The sequence below is a fragment of the Thermococcus sp. genome (assembly GCF_026991495.1).
GTDB lineage: Archaea > Methanobacteriota_B > Thermococci > Thermococcales > Thermococcaceae > Thermococcus.
In genome coordinates, this window is record NZ_JALXBJ010000012.1 from 68,523 (window position 1) to 84,263 (window position 15,741).

Consider the following 15,741-nt stretch of genomic DNA (forward strand, 5'->3'; position numbering starts at 1 on the left):
GGGACGATGAAGGAGGGAATGAGCAGCGTAGACATACGCTACGTCGTAAGGGAGCTCCAGTGGCTGGTCGGTTCCCGCGTTGACAAGGTCTACCACGACGGCGACGAGATAAGGATAAAGCTCAGAACCAGGGAGGGGAGGGCCGATTTAATCCTCCAGGCCGGGAAGCGCTTTCACACCACGAGCTACGTCAAAGAAGCCCCGAAGCGGCCGTCGAGCTTCACGATGCTCCTGCGGAAGTACTTAGCCGGCGGATTCATAGACGCGATAGAGCAGCACTCCTTCGACAGGATAGTCAAGCTCCAGATTGGCGGCTACACGCTGATCGGCGAGCTCTTTGGAAAGGGGAACATCGTCCTGGTTGACCCCGAGAACAGGATCGTTTCAGCCTTGTGCTACGAGGAGTACTCAGACCGCTCCATAAAGCCCAACGCCGAGTACAGGTTCCCGCCGGCGAGGGAGAACCCTCTGGAGGTCGGCTTTGGGAGGTTCCTTGAACTGATGAGGGAGGACGAAAACTTAGAACTCGTCCGCGCCTTAGCGAGGAAGCTCAACATGGGCGGCCTCTACGCCGAGGAGATCTCAATCAGGGCGGGCTTTGAGAAGACGGTGCCCGTCAGGAAGCTGAACGACGAGGATCTCGGAAGGGTCTACGAGGCTATGCTGAGAACCTTCAACGACGAACCAAAGCCCAACATAGTCTTTAAGGACGGCAGCATGTACGACGTCGTCCCGATAGAGCTGATGGTTTACGAGGGGCTTGAGAAGCGCTATTTTAAAACCTTCAGCGAGGCCCTGGATGAGTACTTCGGGAGGATAACGGTCGAGAAAGCTAAGCAGGAGCAGACGAGAAAGCTTGAGGCGAAGAAGAGGGCCCTTCTAATGACGCTCAAGAAGCAGGCGGAGATGCTGAAGGGCTTCGAGGAGGGGGCAAAGGCCAACCAGGAGATAGGGAACCTAATCTACGCGAACTACGCCCTCGTTGAGCGCCTGCTGGAGGAGTTCAGGAAGGCGACCGAAACCCTCGGCTGGGAGGAGTTCAAGAGGCGCATAGAGGGGGGCAGAAAATCCGGGAACAAAGTTGCCCTCATGGTGAAGGCCATTGATCCCAAGGAGAAGGCGGTAACGATAGAGCTTGAGGGGAGGAAGGTGAGGCTTTACCTCACAAAGAGCCTCGGGGAGAACGCGGAGCTCTACTACGAGAAGGCCAAGAAGTTCAGGCACAAGTACGAGGGCGCTTTGAAGGCCTACGAGGACACCAGGCGGAAGCTCGAAGAGGTAGAGAAGCTCATCGAGGAGGAGCTCAAGAAGGAGCTGAAGGTAAAGAGGATCGAGAGGAGGAAGAGGAAGTGGTTTGAGAAGTTCCGCTGGTTCGTTTCGAGCGAGGGCTTTTTAGTCTTGGCTGGCAAGGACGCGGGCACAAACGAGGTTCTCATAAAGAAGCACATGGAAGAGGAAGACCTCTACTGCCACGCCGACGTTTATGGAGCACCCCACGTCGTAATTAAGGGGGGACGGAAAGCCGGCGAGAAGACGGTGTTCGAGGCCTGCCAGTTCGCGGTCTCGATGAGTCGCGCATGGAGTCAGGGCCTCTACTCCGCCGATGCCTACTGGGCCTACCCGGAACAGGTGACGAAGCAGGCCCCGAGCGGGGAGTACATGGGGAAGGGTGCCTTCATGGTCTATGGAAAGAGGAACTGGATGCATGGGCTTCCGCTTGAGCTGGCCGTTGGCATAATCAGCTATGAAGGAGAGGAATACGTCGTGTGCGCGCCTGTGAGTGCAATGGGGGCGCGCACAAAGCGCTACATCGTCATAAGGCCGGGGAGACTCAAGAAGGGCGAGCTCGTCAAGAGGATACGCGGGATCCTTGAGAGGTGGGGCTACAAGGTCAGGGAGGAGGATCTGAACGCTATCCTCCCGCCGGGCGGAGGGGAGATAGCGGAGCTTGTGGGGGATTCGTAAATGCTGATCCGAGCCTTCGTTCCAGCCCACATAACGGCCTTCTTTGCACCCGTAAAGGGGGAAGACCCCCTCCATACGGGTTCAGTTGGGGCAGGCGTGAACCTGTCCAAGGGAACGAGTGTTTTCGTGAGCGTTGAAGCCGGGACTTTGGAGAGGCACATCCACGTGGCCTTCAACGGGGAGCCGGTGAAGAGGGAAGGTGCAGTAATAAGCTACTCAGTGGCAGAGGAGATAGTTCCGAGGGACTTCACCGGGGAGGTTGAAATCTGGCAGTACTTCGACTTCCCCAGCGGCTACGGCTTTGGGAACAGCGCTGGAGGGGCCCTTGGAACAGCCCTGGGCCTCGGCTACGCCTTCGGCGGAACCTGGCTGGGCGTGGCAAGAATAGCCCACAGGCACGAGGTCGTAAACGGCGGTGGGCTCGGGGACATCGTAGCGCAGCTCGCCGGAGGGATCGAGGTTCGCGTTAAAGCAGGCGGGCCCGGGGTTGGAGTCGTGGACAACCTCTTCTTCGAGAACTACAGGGTTCTTGTCGTTCCGCTCGGGCCGTTGCACACTAAGGAAGTCCTGGACGGGGACGTTATCAAGTCAATCGAGGTCGAGGGAAGGAAGGCCCTTGAGGGCCTCCTCAGGGAACCGAGCCCCGAGAGGATGATGGCCCTCGCGAGGGAGTTCGCGGAGAGAACCGGCCTCCTGAGCGGTGAACTGCTTGAGCTTGCGAGGGAGCTCGACAGGGTCCTCTCCAACCCGAGCTCAATGATAATGCTCGGAAAGGGCCTCTTCGCCCTCGTAAGCGAGGAGGAGCTGGGAAGGGCCAAGAACCTTTTGGCCGATCTGGATGTTCCCTACGATGCCGCTGGGGTCTACAGGGAGAGGCCGAAGGTCGGAAGGTGGGTGGGTTAGTCCCACTACCCTTTTATCCTCCTCCACCCTTATTTTCTCCGGTGGTGAAGATGGGCGATATGCGCTACTCAGAGCTGGCCAACCTCTACAGGAGCCTGGAGAAGACGACGCTCAAGACCCTCAAGACGAAGTTCGTGGCGGACTTCCTGAAGAAGACGCCGGACGAGCTCCTCGAGATAATCCCCTACCTCATCCTTGGCAAGGTCTTCCCGGACTGGGACGAGAGAGAACTTGGCGTCGGTGAGAAGCTCCTGGTAAAGGCCGTTGCAATGGCCACCGGCGTTCCCGAGAAGGAGATAGAGAACTCGGTTAAGGACACGGGCGACCTCGGTGAGAGCGTTGCCTTGGCTTTGAAGAGGAGGAGACAGAAGAGCTTTTTCTCCCAGCCCCTAACGATAAAGCGCGTTTACAACACCTTCGTCAAGATAGCGGAGGCCCAGGGTGAGGGGAGCCAGGACAGGAAGATGAAGTACCTCGCAAACCTGTTCATGGACGCCGAGCCGGAGGAGGGCAAGTACATAGCGAGAACCGTTTTGGGGACGATGAGAACCGGTGTGGCCGAGGGGATCCTCAGGGATGCCATAGCGGGGGCGTTCAACGCAAGGCCGGAGCTGGTTGAGAGGGCCTACATGCTTACGAGCGACTTTGGACAGGTGGCCCGGGTGGCCAAGCTTGAGGGGAACGAGGGGCTGGCCAGGGTTCAGATACAGATAGGCAAGCCGATAAGGCCGATGCTGGCGCAGAACGCGGCCGGGGTCAAGGACGCCCTCATGGAGATGGGCGGTGAAGCTGCCTTCGAGATAAAGTACGACGGGGCAAGGGTTCAGGTTCACAGGGACGGGGACAGGGTGATAATCTACTCCAGGAGGCTTGAGAACGTTACCCGCTCGATACCCGAGATAATAGAGGCCGCAAAAAGCCAGCTGAAGCACGAAAGGATAATCGTTGAGGGCGAGCTCGTCGCGGTAGGTGAGGGTGGGAGGCCGAGGCCGTTCCAGTACGTCCTCAGGCGCTTCAGGAGGAAGTACAACATCGAGGAGATGATAGAGAGGATCCCAGTCGAGCTCAACCTCTTCGACATACTCTACGCTGACGGCGAGGCTTTAATAGACACCCCCTTCAGGGAGAGAAGGAGGAGGCTTAAGGAGGCCGTCGAGGAGAACGAGAGGATAAAGCTCGCTGTCCAACTCGTTACGAAGAGCGCTGAGGAGGCGGAGAAGTTTTACAAGGAGGCCCTGGAGCTCGGCCACGAGGGGCTGATGGCGAAGAGGCTCGATGCAGTCTACGAGCCCGGGAACCGCGGGAAGAAGTGGCTGAAGATAAAGCCCACCATGGAGGACCTCGACCTCGTCATAATAGGGGCCGAGTGGGGTGAGGGGAGGAGGGCGCACCTCCTCGGCTCCTTCCTCGTGGCAGCTTACGACCCTGAGAGCGGCGACTTCATCCCCGTCGGAAAGGTCGGGAGCGGCTTCACGGACGAGGACTTGGCCGAGTTCACGAAGATGCTGAAACCACTGATAACGGGTGGAGAGGGCAAGTTCGTCGAGATAGCGCCAAAGGTTGTAATCGAAGTCACCTACCAGGAGATACAGAAGAGCCCGAAGTACAGAAGTGGTTTTGCGCTGCGCTTCCCGCGCTACGTGGCCCTGAGGGAGGACAAGAGCCCGGAGGAGGCCGACACGATAGAGAGGATAGCCCAGCTCTACAAGCTCCAAGAGAAGTTCAAGGCGAGGAGGTGAACTCGAACTCCAGAATTGGAGTTTCATCTTTCCCCAAAATCCTCTCCGCCACCCCCTCACTTCTGAGCACCTCAACCGCAACCGCGGCCAGGGAGAGGAAGCCGAGAACCATCAGAGCGTATATCCCCTCCCCGCGGTATCCGCCAACGTAGACGAGGAGCGGGAGGTCGTAGAGCGAGTGGTAAACTGAGGCCCGCAGGTACCCCCTCCAGCTCCCCTCCGCGATCAGATCAGTTGCAGCTATGGAAGTCAGGGCCACGTGAAAGCCCACCAGGGCAAGCCTCAGAAGGGCCATCAGGGGCACCCCGATGATCAGAAGCATAATTGAGTAGAGAACCGCCTCAATGAGGCCGAAGAAGAAGGCCGTCCCTAAGGTTTTCTTCCAGAGCACCCACCCCTCCTCGTGGAACATCTTAACGGGGAGCAGCTTTGAGAACTCCTCTATCGGCCCCACGAAGATGCCGAGCAGCGTCATCTGGATCAGGCTTACCCTGCCGGAAGAGAACAGGGATGGGGAAAAGGGGTACTCCATTAGGGAAGCTACTAAAATGGCCATCAGGCCCAACAGGAAGGAAATCAGCTTCCAGCTCATGGGAGGAAGCCTCTCCCACTCTCCCTTTACCCTCCTGTAGGTTAGGATGCCTATCAGGGATACCAAGAGGAGGGCGGCGTAGGCGTAGGGCTTTACAACCCCAAGGTCGAGTCCGCCTGCCATTCAGATCCCCTGATGGAGGGGCTCCAGGGCTTCACTTGAGCCTTATCGCGTCGAGGTTGTTGGGGGCCCTTGTCGAGAGGCTGAACTTCTTGTGGATGCTTGAGGCAAGGTCGAGGCACTTCTGGGGCTCCCCGTGGACGGTGATTATGCGCTCCGGCCTCGGCCTCAGCCTGGCGACGTAGTTCATGAGCTCCTTTCTGCTGGCGTGGCCCGAGAAGCCGTCTATTGTGTGGATCTCCATGTTCACCGGAACAACCTCCGTCCTGCCGTCCTCCCCGACGAGTGGTATCTCCTTAGGTCCCCTCTGAACCTGCCTTCCGAGGGTTCCCTCAGCCTGGTAGCTCACGAAGATTATGCTGTTCCTTGGATCCGGGGCGAGCTGCTTGAAGTACTCCACGCTCGGCCCTCCGACGAGCATGCCCGAGGTCGCTATGATTATCGCCGGTTCACCGCTGTCTATTATGTCCTGCCTCTCGCGGGAGTTGGCGACGCTCTTGAATATCGGGTTGAGGAAGGGGTTGTAGCCCTCGTGGAATATCTGCTCCCTCAGCCTCCTGCTCAGGTACTCCGGATAGGCCGTGTGAATGGCGGTTGCCTCCCATATCATCCCATCGAGGTAGATGGGCGCCTCAAGGCCGCCTATCCTCGCGTACTCTTCCAGAACCATCATTATCTCCTGGGCCCTCCCAACGGCCATCGCGGGTATAAGAACCTTCCCACCGCGCTTGATGGTCTGGTGGATCACTTCTATGAGCCTCTTCTCAGCCTCCTCGCGGGGCATCTGGTAGTCGTTGCTCCCGCCGTAGGTGGACTCCATAACGAGGGTCTCCACGCGGGGGAACCTGCTTACCGCGGGCTCAAGGAGCCTCGTCGGTATGAACTTGAAGTCACCGGTAACGGCGATGTTGTGGAGGCCGTTCCCTATGTGGAGGTGGACTATCGCGGAGCCCAGGATGTGGCCGGCGTTGTGGAGGGTGAGCCTTATGTCGGGGGCGATGTCCCTTACCTCGCCGTAGTCGAGGGTTATTGTGTGCTTTATGACCTCCTTTATGTCCCTCGGGCGGTAGAGGGGCTCGATGCCGTTCATGTGCTGTATCTCGATGAAGTCCTGCTGGAGGAGGGTCATGAGATCCCTTGTCGGCGGCGTAGTGTATATCGGCCCGTCGAAGAGCTTGTAGCGGAAGAGATAAGGCAGCATGCCGCTGTGGTCGAGGTGCGCGTGGGTGATTATTATCGCGTCGAGCAGCCCTTCGTCCAAGACGTAGCGGAACTCGGGGGCATCGAAGTGGGGGTATGCCTTGAGCGGATCCCTCGCGGCCGCTATGTTAACGCCGAAGTCAACGAGGACGTAGCTCTCGTCCGTTTGAACGAGCAGGGCGCTCCTTCCAACCTCCCTGAAGCCTCCAAGGCCCGTTATCCTTATCCACCTGCTCTTGTACTCTGGCTTCCGGTATATGGTCCTGCCCACCTGCCTCAGGAACTTCCTCCTGTCCCTGGCCTCAGCCTGCAGTATGCCCCTTATCGAGTAGATGGTCTGGCTCTGTATCGGAGGCGTACGAACCGCCTTGGGGGCCCAGTGAACCTTCTGGGTTATGGTGCGGAGGGTCTCACCGTTCTTCCCTATCACGAGGCCCGGCTTCCTCGCCTCTATTATGACCTCCCCAACGGAGGGATCGAAGCTGATGTTAGTTATCTCCGCCTCGGGGGGGACGAGCTGTTTGATCATTTCCTCGGCCTTCTCCGGGGGAATCAGTATCTCCGGGTCGGGCCTCACGCTTATGCGCTTTTTGAGTATCTTGGCAAGGTTCCTTATCAGATCCCCGTCCCTCATTATCGCCTCGGGGTTCTTGACATATATGACGAGCTCGGGCCCCTCGAACTCGACCTCGGTGACCTTGGCTTCTTTCGGCACTATCTGTTCTATAACGGCCCTTATGTCCCGCAGTATGTCCTCAACGAAGGTCTCCCTCCTGATCAAGATAACCACCTCACTGGAGAAGGGCCTCGACTTCCTCGCCCTTCATCTCATGGTATCCATCCTCTGTGATGGTAACGAGGGTTATCCTCCCACCCGTGAAGACGTCCCTCTTTATGGCCGCCTTCAGAGCCCTCGCTGCGAGCTTCACGGCATCGTCCAGTCCCATGCCCTCGGAGAAGTTTTCTTCGAGAACGGCGAGGGCGAACTCCATTCCAGAACCTGCCGCCACGTACCTCTCCTCCGTGAGTCCTCCGGCGGCGTCTATCGAGTAGAGGGCCGGCTTTGAGTCGTAGCCGCCAACGAGGAACCACGCGAAGTAGGCGTAGCCCCTGCCCTCATTGAGTATGTTGGAGAGCAGTGTGGCAAGCGCCTTCACCGACATTTCCCTTCCAACCTTCGCCCTGTAGAGCCTCGCCTCGGCCCTCAGAACCTTAACCAGGCCGAGTACATCGCCGACGAGCCCCGCGCCGGCCACCGCCAAGTGGTCGTCCACCTGAAAGACCTTGGTAACCCGCTCGGACGTTACCATACTCCCGAGCGTGGCCCTCGTATCGGCTGCCAGCACGGTTCCGCCCTTACACACGATACCAACGATGGTCGTGCCCTTCGTTGCCGTTGGCTCTCCTCTCAACCGTAACACCCCTGACTGTCTGTGTTAGAACAGAAAAACCACAATGGCCATTGGGCAAAGGGTATTTAAAGATTTCGCATTCCGCATGGCTTCAACGGGGAGGGTCAGAAGGTGTAGTAGTCGACCCCCTTCCTCTCCCCTCCCCCAACCTGCTTCCTGCTCTCCTCAAAGTTCCGGTAGTAGTCGAGCATGTAAGGGGTTATGCTCGGCCTGATCTTCTTCATCGCGAGCTCGAAGTCCCTCTTCGAGACCTTCAAACCCTCAAGGAACTCCTCGCTCTGCTTTTCAAAGTCCTCCTTAGAGGCCGCGGCCGCCCTTCTCATCGCGATCAGTGCCGCTTCTCTGACGAGCGCTTCTATGTCAGCGCCGCTGTAACCCTCAGTCCTCTTGGCGAGCTCCTCAAGGTTCACATCCTCGGCCAGCGGAACCTTTCTAGTGTGCACCCTAAATATCTCAAGCCTCGCCTTCTCGTCAGGAGCGGGAACAAGGATCAGCCTATCAAACCTGCCCGGCCTGAGGAGCGCTGGATCTATAATATCCGGCCTGTTAGTAGCACCAATCACCACAACACCACTGTTCTCCTGAATACCATCCATCTCAGTAAGGAGCTGATTAATTAGGGTGTCTATGTACTTTGAACCCTCGTAGCTCCCCCTCGCAGGGGCTATCGCGTCTATCTCGTCAATGAAGACGACTGTTGGGGCCGCCTGGCGGGCCTTCCTGAAGATCTCGCGGATTCTCTTCTCGGTTTCCCCGACCCACTTGCTCAGCACTTCGGGCCCGCGGATGGCTATGAAGTTGGCTTCACTCTCGTTCGCGACTGCCTTCGCGAGTAGGGTCTTACCTGTTCCGGGCGGGCCGTAGAGGAGTATCCCCTTGGGTGGGGTTATGCCGAGCCTCTCAAAGGCCTTCGGGTATTTCAGGGGCCATTCTACTGCTTCGCGGAGTTCTTGTTTGACGTTTTCTAAGCCTCCTATGTCGTCCCAGTGGACGTTTGGGACTTCGATCAGGACTTCTCTTAGGGCTGAAGGCTCGACCATCTTCAAAGCCTCGTAGAAGTCCTCCTCCCTCACCCTGAGCTCCTGGAGAACCTCCGGGGGTATTCTCTCGTGCTCCGGGCTCACCTTTCCTTCCCTGATGAGCCTCCTGAGGACGACCATCGCGGCCTCCCTCGCGAGGGCTGCTAAATCTGCACCAACGAAACCGTGGGTTCTGTTTGCTATCCTCTCTAACATCCGGGTTATAAGCCTGCCCTTGACCTCCGAGTAGGCCTCCCCGTAATCTTTCAGGATGGACTTTACCTCCTCGGGCTCGGAGGCCTTCTCAATCTGGAGCTTCAGCCTGGAGAAATCCGCGGGGTCAATGCGGAGGCGATCCTTCATCTCGTCCAATACCTGGAGAACCTCCTCCTTCTCGAACTCCGGTTCGAGCGGCATCCCCCTCGTGTGTATCTGGAGGATCTCAAACCTGCCGTTCTTGTCGGGAACTCCAACTTCAATCTCCCTGTCGAACCTGCCGGGCCTCCTCAAGGCAGGATCAAGGGCGTCTGGCCTGTTGGTTGCAGCTATCACGATGACCTTTCCCCTGCTCTTGAGGCCGTCCATCAGGGTGAGCAGTTGCGAGACGACGCGCTTCTCGACCTCCCCCACAACCTCCTCCCTCTTGGGGGCTATCGCGTCTATCTCGTCAATGAAGATTATGCTCGGCGCGTTCTCCTCAGCTTCCTTGAATATGTCCCTCAGGCGCTCCTCGCTCTCCCCGTAGAACTTGCTCATTATCTCGGGTCCGTTTATGGCTATGAAGTGCGCGTTTGCCTCGTTCGCGACCGCCTTCGCGAGTAGGGTCTTACCTGTTCCGGGCGGGCCGTAGAGGAGGACTCCCTTCGGCGGTTCTATTCCAAGGCGCTCGAAGAGCTCCGGGTGCTTGAGCGGGAGCTCGACCATCTCCCTTATCTTCTGGATCGCGTCCTCTAATCCCCCTATGTCCTCGTAGGTGACCTCCGGGATCGACTCCTCCATGACCTCGACGGACTGGGGCAGAACCTCTATCTCGGTGTTGTAGCTTATCTGGACTACACCCTTTGGAACCGTGTTCACGACAACGAACTTGAGCTCACCGAAGGCCAGCGGCATCGCCTCAAAGATGCCCCTGATCAGGTCGTCGAGGGGGCTCCCGCCGTAGTAGCTCTCGGAGCGGCTGCTCGCCACGACTATATCACCCTTTGCAACCGGCCTCCCGAGGAGGTTCTGCTTCACCATCTCCCCCGGTATCTGGAGGATGACGCCCTTCTGGGCCGGCGCGAGCACGACCTTCTTGGCTTCCTTAACTTCCGCCTTCCGTATCGTCACGTAGTCGCCTATGCTCACCCCGGCGTTCTTCCTTATGTAGCCGTCCATTCTGATTATGTCCAGGCCCCTGTCGTCGGGGTGGGCGTTCGCGACTATAGCTGCCGTTGAGCGGGTCCCCACGAGCTCGACGATGTCCCCCGTGCTGACCCCGAGCTTCCTCTGGTAAGCGCGATCAAAGCGGACTATGCCCCTCCCAACGTCCATCTTGAGGGCCTCCGCAACGCGGAGCTTTATCTCATCGACCTGTTCCTCACGGTTGAATATCACCTTCACCACCTCACGCTCAGAACTTGTTCAAAGGGGTATAAAACCTCACCGTTTTTCCCGGGCTTTCTTCTGCCTCTCTATGGCCTCCTCAATCGTCATGTTCCCGAGGGCAACCTCCCTCGCTAAGCTTGATGAGATCGTTATGTTGCCACTCAGCTCCCTGCTCCTGCGCTTTATGTACTCAAGCTCGCGCTTGGTGGGCTCCTTAACGTTGAGGAGCTCCCTGATCGAGTACTCCCTGCCCTCCCTGAGGCCTATGTTTATGGCGGCCACTATGTCCCTCAGCCCGGGTGCATCTGTGTTTCCAACCTTCGGGCTCGTCCTTGCCTCGTTGACCAGAACGACCCGATAATCGTAGCCCAAAACGGCCCCAAGGGCCTTTAAGGTCAGGGTTCTGTACCTCTTCGCCCCGTGGCCTATCTTTATCAGGGCGGATGGGTACCTTCCGAGAAGCTCTAAGATCAGGTCAACGTCCCTGGGGTTCCTCATCCTGTGAACCTCAACGACCCTGTTGTCAGCGATGACGCTCACGCCGGGCCTTTCACCCGGGTCTATCGCTATACAGACCCTCTTGAAGCGCTCCCTGCCCTCAAGCCTTGCGAGGAGTTCGTCTATGAAGCCCTCATCCAGGGCCACGATCTTGACCGGAAAATCTAAGTTCCGTGCGGTTCTTTCGTCCGTGACAACGGCCTCCACATCGAAGGGAATTTTCTCCCCCGGCCTCAGGCTGTAGAAGCCTATGCCCTGGGCCTTGAGGGCCTTCACGACCATGTAGTAGACCCTGACGTCATCGGTGATGACGGCAACCCGCATGTGCCCCACTCTCCACCCGCCTTCAAAAACTTTTTCCAAACCAAGGGCGGGACTGGGAAGGCGCGCTAAAGCCGGGAACCCTCCCACCTAACTTTAACGCCCGAGTCAAAGACCCTCTTGGAGAGGAGCCTGAGCCCCTCGTCTCCCCTCCTCCTCGACTCCTCGAGCAACTCAAAGGCGAGAGCCTTCAGGGCCAGGGAGAGCTTGTAGTTTCCGTCCCAGAGGAGCTCCCTGAACGCTTTTTCCTCAAAGAACCCGCCTTCGAGGAGCTCCCCTGCGAGGAACAGCCTCTCCTCGGCCGGAAGCTTCTTTGAGCATTCCAAGGCCTCTCCAACGCGCCCGCTGATGAAGAGCTCCCTCACCGCTTTCCTGAGCTCGCGGGAGGATCCCAATGCCTGACACAGCGAGACGAGGGCATCGAGGGAGTTCAAGCGGGAGTAAAGCGCCGCCGCTTCTCCGAGGAGGGCTCCCCTGATGGGCTCACCGAGGATGGACGCCCAATTCAGGAGCCCCCCAACGTCGCCCTCGTCCCTGAGGAGAATGAGATAGTCGAGGAGATAGGCACGGCTGGCTCCGCCGCGGGGGGCGGCCGGGGGAAACCAGGAGGGCGTTCTCGGAGGCTCCACAACACCGGTCATGACCTCGCCCTTCATGCGGAGCAACTCCGAACCGGGCATCAGCCTGCCGTCCTTTACGCTGACCTGGGGTAGGAAGCGGCTCACCTTCTCCAGGTCTTCCTCTTCAAGTCCGAGCTCGCTCAGGCTAACCCCAGCCTCACCCCTCTCCACTATGACCCGCACTATCGCCTCAGCGATCAGCGAGAGGGCCCTTTTCCTCTGGTAGTCGCTCTTTATCCTCCACGCGGCCTTTATCGCGAGCTTGAACTCCCCCGCCCGGGAAAAAGTGTATGAAAGGCCCCTCAGAACCTCGTCCCTTATGGAGTCCGTCCTGATGCCCTCGGCAACCTCAAGGGCTCTTTCGCCTTCCTCCTTCGCAAGCTCCGGGACTATCCACCTCAGGGCGTAGTCCCTCCAGTAGGGATCCCCTATGGAATGCGCAAGGCTGAGGGCCCCCTCAACCTTTCCCTCCGAGAGCAGTTCCCTTACCTTCACGAGCCTTTCGTCCATATCAACCCCTCAGGCCCGGGAACCAGACCTTCTTTCCAGCTTTCTCCTTCTCCCCGTCCCACTCGTGGAGTATCTTAACGGCCTCGCTCGCGACCATCGCGGCCTCCCTCTCTCCCTTTGTTCCAAACTCGTTCGTAACCCTGTTCGCAAAGACCGAGCAGACGCAGCCCGCCCTTAGCCCGTAGATGCTCGCGAGGGTGTAGAGTGTCGCCGCCTCCATCTCGAAGTTCGTCACGTTGGCCTGTCTGAGGTCGTCTATTATGTTCCTCGCGAAGCTCGGGAAGTAGTTGTTTAAGCCGGGCCTCCCCTGGCCGAGGTAGAAGCTATCGGTTGAGGCTGTTATGCCGATGTGGTAGGGTACTCCAAGGGTCTCAGCGGCCTCGATGAGAGCCAGAGTTACCTCTAAGTCAGCCACCGCCGGGTACTCAACGCGGACGTACTGCTTTGAAGTCCCCTCAAGTCTAACGGCGGCTTTGGCTATGATGAGGTCTCCTATCTCCATCCCGGGCTGTATCGCTCCGGTTGAGCCAACCCTTATGAAGGTGTCCGCACCTATCGCGGCAAGCTCCTCAATGGCTATTGCCGTCGAAGGGCCTCCTATTCCGGTCGAGGTGACGCTTATTGGGACGCCCTTGTATTTGCCCGTGTGTGTCCTGTACTCGCGGTGGAAGGCTATCTCCCTCGCTTCATCCCAGAGCGAGCTTATCTTGGGAACCCTCCCCGGATCCCCCGGCAGGAGGACGTACCTCGAAACATCGCCGGGCTTGCAGGCTATGTGGTACTGGTAGCCTTCTTCAGTTTGAGGCCTCTCGGCTGAGATGAACTTATCCCCCATGGCAACCACCTTTTTATTTCCTTTGAGGTATACTCAACGTTGGGCTAAAAAAGCCTTTGGAGTCTGGGAACATGCTCAGATGCACCCGCTGCGGCAAAACCTATCCCGAGACCCTTCGCCTGAGGTGCGACTGCGGGGGAACCCTGCTGGTGGAGAGGGAAGGCTACGACTTCTTCGGGAACCTTTTGCCCTACTTAGACATGCGTCGCTACCTCAACTTCCTCCCCGTTGGCGGCAACTACCTCCCACCGGCGGTTCCAGCGATAACGCCAGCGGTTTCGCTTGACGTCAATGGGATCTCTGCCCTCTTCAAGCTCGACTACCTCCAGCCCAGCGGCTCCTTCAAGGACAGGGGAACATGGATAACAATTGCCAAGCTGATGGAGGAAGGAATCAGGGAGATTGTCCTCGACAGTTCAGGCAACGCGGCTTTAAGCATGGCACTCTACTCCCTCCCTGCGGGCATAAAAGCACATATCTTTGTCTCCTACGATGCCACGCCCGAGAAGCTCTCACTCCTCCAGAGGCTTGGTGCGGCCCTTCACTTCGTCGATGGAGACAGGATAACCGTCCACGGCAAGGCCGAAGAGTTCGCGGAGAGGGAGGGCTTAGCTTATGTCTCCCACTGGCTCAACCCCTACTTCATCGAGGGCACAAAAACGGTCGCCTTTGAGGTTTACGAGCAGGTCGGCCTTCCTGATTATATCTTGGCTCCAACAGGGAGTGGAACGCTCTTCCTTGGCCTCTGGAAGGGCTTCAAGGAGCTTGAGAGGATGGGTGAGATAGCGAGGCCTCCCGTCTTAGTTGCGGTTCAAGCTTCTGGCTACGAGAGCCTCTGCGAGCGCTCACCGCTGAAGAACAACTTAGCTGATGGCATAGCCATTCCAAACCCACCGCGCCTTGGGGAGATGAAAACCGCTCTAGAGGAAACCAACGGCCTCTGCGTGAGCGTTGACGATATGGAAACGAGAGAAGCGTTGAGCTGGCTGAAGAGGGCGGGCTTTCTGGTTGAGCCCACCTCGGCCGTTGTTCTCGCCGCCCTCTGGAAGCTGATTGAGACCGGTGAGATTGCTGAAGGCTCGAGGGTTCTGCTACCCCTCACGGGCTCGGGTCTGAAGATGACCGAAGGGATTTAAACTTTGACGCAGATTATGTTGCGGAGGTGAGGGAGATGATCAGGTATCCCGCAGTCGCTGGAAGCTTCTATCCCGCTGACAAGGGTCTCATAGAGATGCTGGAGGAGTTTTTCAGCGACCTGGGCGAGGAAGGAAGCGAGAGGAAAATCACAGCCGGAGTTGCACCGCACGCGGGTTACGTATTCTCGGGTTACACAGCCAGCAGGACCTACAAGGCAATCTTCGAGAACGGCCTGCCCGAGACCTTCGTGATCCTGGGGCCCAACCACACCGGATTGGGCTCGCCCATAGCGGTCTATCCTGAAGGAGAGTGGCTCACTCCTCTGGGAAGCATAGAGGTCGATGCCGAGATGGCAAAGGCCATAGCGAAGCTATCGGGAATAGCTGATTTAGACGAGCTTGCCCACAAATACGAGCACTCCATAGAGGTGCAGGTTCCTTTCATCCAGTATCTGGCCGAGAAGGCAGAAAAAGACGTCAAAATCGTTCCGGTAGTCCTTGGAATTCAGGACGAGGACGTTTCGAGAACACTCGGAAAGGCCATCTACGAGGCGAGCAAAGAGCTTGGCAGGGATGTTGTTGTCATAGCCAGCACGGACTTCATGCACTACGGCCCAGTTTATGGCTACGTGCCGTTTAGAGTTAGAGCCGATGAGCTCCCGCATAGAATCAAGGAGTGGGACTTCAGGCTAATCAGGAGAATCCTTGACTTCGACGTTGACGGTCTCTTCAGGGAACTTCGCGAGATGGGGCACACGATGTGCGGGCCCGGTGGCGTTGGAACGGCGATAGTCTACTCCCACCTCGCTGGAGCGGTTGAGGCCGAGCTCTTGCACTACACGACGAGCTACGAGGTCAGTCGCTCAACCGATGCGGTGGTTGGCTACGCGAGCGTAGTGATGAGGAAGTGATGGTGTTTTCTCCCTTCGTGTATTGCTGGTTTTTCATGTTTCATAAACGTGTAAACGTGAAAAATGGAAACTAAGTCAGAAGGCCGCCTTGTGACGCTGGTGCTTGACCTCCCAGCTGAAGAACCTGTAAGCGACCCTCTTTGTGAGATCCTCTATGATGAACCACGCGAGGCAGTATACCCAGACAAAGGCCGTGTACTTCCAGCCTATAGCCGCGACTCCCCAGCCGTAGGCGGCTATCAGAGTTGCCAGCAACTTCGTCCCCACTGCACTCCACAGAAGCCACTTGCCTGGCATTATGCTCCAGAACGGCCCCCTCGTCCTCGTGACGAATATGGTTAGGTGACCCGCTACGGCCAGCTTCAGGAATATC

The 15,741-nt window shown here is 57.9% G+C and carries 13 protein-coding genes; 5 read left to right on the plus strand and 8 right to left on the minus strand.

Features of this window, described 5'->3' with window-relative positions; genetic code table 11:
* Positions 1–6 precede the first annotated feature (6 nt).
* The 3 genes from rqcH to MVB78_RS01085 are packed head-to-tail and all read left to right on the plus strand — an operon-like array spanning position 7 to position 4,607.
* Entirely contained in the window at positions 7–1,965 is a 1,959-nt protein-coding gene (gene rqcH, locus MVB78_RS01075) for a ribosome rescue protein RqcH (RefSeq protein ID WP_297486908.1), read from the plus strand.
* Positions 1,966–2,868, plus strand: a complete 903-nt coding sequence (locus MVB78_RS01080; protein WP_297486910.1) for a pantoate kinase — start codon at positions 1,966–1,968, stop codon at positions 2,866–2,868.
* A 59-nt stretch (positions 2,869–2,927) separates the two neighbouring features.
* Positions 2,928–4,607, plus strand: coding sequence for an ATP-dependent DNA ligase (locus tag MVB78_RS01085; protein ID WP_297486974.1), 1,680 nt, complete (start codon positions 2,928–2,930; stop codon positions 4,605–4,607).
* On the opposite strand, the gene MVB78_RS01090 is transcribed toward MVB78_RS01085, so the two are convergent.
* The 7 genes from MVB78_RS01090 to udp all read right to left on the minus strand — a co-directional run bounded on the left by MVB78_RS01090 (position 4,591) and on the right by udp (position 13,321).
* Positions 4,591–5,322 carry a hypothetical protein gene (locus MVB78_RS01090; RefSeq protein ID WP_297486914.1) on the minus strand — a complete coding sequence of 244 codons (732 nt, stop codon included), beginning with the start codon at positions 5,320–5,322 and terminating at the stop codon, positions 4,591–4,593. The genes MVB78_RS01085 and MVB78_RS01090 overlap by 17 nt on opposite strands.
* Before the next feature lie 31 nt (positions 5,323–5,353).
* Positions 5,354–7,300, minus strand: a complete 1,947-nt coding sequence (locus tag MVB78_RS01095) for a beta-CASP ribonuclease aCPSF1 (protein WP_297486917.1) — start codon at positions 7,298–7,300, stop codon at positions 5,354–5,356.
* 10 nt (positions 7,301–7,310) lie between these two features.
* The gene (gene psmB, locus MVB78_RS01100) at positions 7,311–7,931 is read right to left on the minus strand and encodes an archaeal proteasome endopeptidase complex subunit beta (protein ID WP_297486920.1); all 621 of its coding nucleotides are present in this window, start codon (positions 7,929–7,931) and stop codon (positions 7,311–7,313) included.
* A gap of 104 nt (positions 7,932–8,035) precedes the next feature.
* Entirely contained in the window at positions 8,036–10,546 is a 2,511-nt protein-coding gene (locus MVB78_RS01105; RefSeq protein ID WP_297486976.1) for a CDC48 family AAA ATPase, read from the minus strand.
* Between the two features lie 45 nt (positions 10,547–10,591).
* Positions 10,592–11,359, minus strand: coding sequence for a hypothetical protein (locus MVB78_RS01110; protein ID WP_297486924.1), 768 nt, complete (start codon positions 11,357–11,359; stop codon positions 10,592–10,594).
* Positions 11,360–11,424: 65 nt separating this feature from the next.
* Complete coding sequence (locus MVB78_RS01115; RefSeq protein WP_297486927.1) at positions 11,425–12,486, minus strand: hypothetical protein; 1,062 nt, start codon at positions 12,484–12,486, stop codon at positions 11,425–11,427.
* A 1-nt stretch (position 12,487) separates the two neighbouring features.
* Complete coding sequence (gene udp / locus MVB78_RS01120; protein WP_297486930.1) at positions 12,488–13,321, minus strand: uridine phosphorylase; 834 nt, start codon at positions 13,319–13,321, stop codon at positions 12,488–12,490.
* Positions 13,322–13,392: 71 nt separating this feature from the next.
* Between udp and MVB78_RS01125 the strand changes: the two genes are divergently transcribed.
* Both MVB78_RS01125 and MVB78_RS01130 read left to right on the plus strand, forming a co-directional pair.
* Positions 13,393–14,457: a pyridoxal-phosphate dependent enzyme gene (locus MVB78_RS01125; protein WP_297486934.1), complete on the plus strand. Its 1,065-nt coding sequence runs from the start codon at positions 13,393–13,395 to the stop codon at positions 14,455–14,457.
* Between the two features lie 35 nt (positions 14,458–14,492).
* The gene (locus MVB78_RS01130; RefSeq protein WP_297486978.1) at positions 14,493–15,368 is read left to right on the plus strand and encodes an MEMO1 family protein; all 876 of its coding nucleotides are present in this window, start codon (positions 14,493–14,495) and stop codon (positions 15,366–15,368) included.
* Positions 15,369–15,443: 75 nt separating this feature from the next.
* On the opposite strand, the gene MVB78_RS01135 is transcribed toward MVB78_RS01130, so the two are convergent.
* Positions 15,444–15,741: hypothetical protein (locus MVB78_RS01135; protein ID WP_297486936.1), on the minus strand; the 298-nt coding region annotated here is incomplete at its 5' end.

Excerpts from the sequence above, each read along its gene's own strand:
- MVB78_RS01090 (WP_297486914.1), bottom strand. The coding sequence starts at position 5,322 with ATGGCAGGCGGACTCGACCTTGGGGTTGTAAAGCCCTACGCCTACGCC.
- MVB78_RS01130 (WP_297486978.1), top strand. The coding sequence starts at position 14,493 with ATGATCAGGTATCCCGCAGTCGCTGGAAGCTTCTATCCCGCTGACAAG.
- MVB78_RS01115 (WP_297486927.1), bottom strand. The coding sequence starts at position 12,486 with ATGGACGAAAGGCTCGTGAAGGTAAGGGAACTGCTCTCGGAGGGAAAG.
- rqcH (WP_297486908.1), top strand. The coding sequence starts at position 7 with ATGAAGGAGGGAATGAGCAGCGTAGACATACGCTACGTCGTAAGGGAG.
- MVB78_RS01125 (WP_297486934.1), top strand. The coding sequence starts at position 13,393 with ATGCTCAGATGCACCCGCTGCGGCAAAACCTATCCCGAGACCCTTCGC.
- MVB78_RS01085 (WP_297486974.1), top strand. The coding sequence starts at position 2,928 with ATGCGCTACTCAGAGCTGGCCAACCTCTACAGGAGCCTGGAGAAGACG.
- MVB78_RS01080 (WP_297486910.1), top strand. The coding sequence starts at position 1,966 with ATGCTGATCCGAGCCTTCGTTCCAGCCCACATAACGGCCTTCTTTGCA.
- MVB78_RS01110 (WP_297486924.1), bottom strand. The coding sequence starts at position 11,359 with ATGCGGGTTGCCGTCATCACCGATGACGTCAGGGTCTACTACATGGTC.
- udp (WP_297486930.1), bottom strand. The coding sequence starts at position 13,321 with ATGGGGGATAAGTTCATCTCAGCCGAGAGGCCTCAAACTGAAGAAGGC.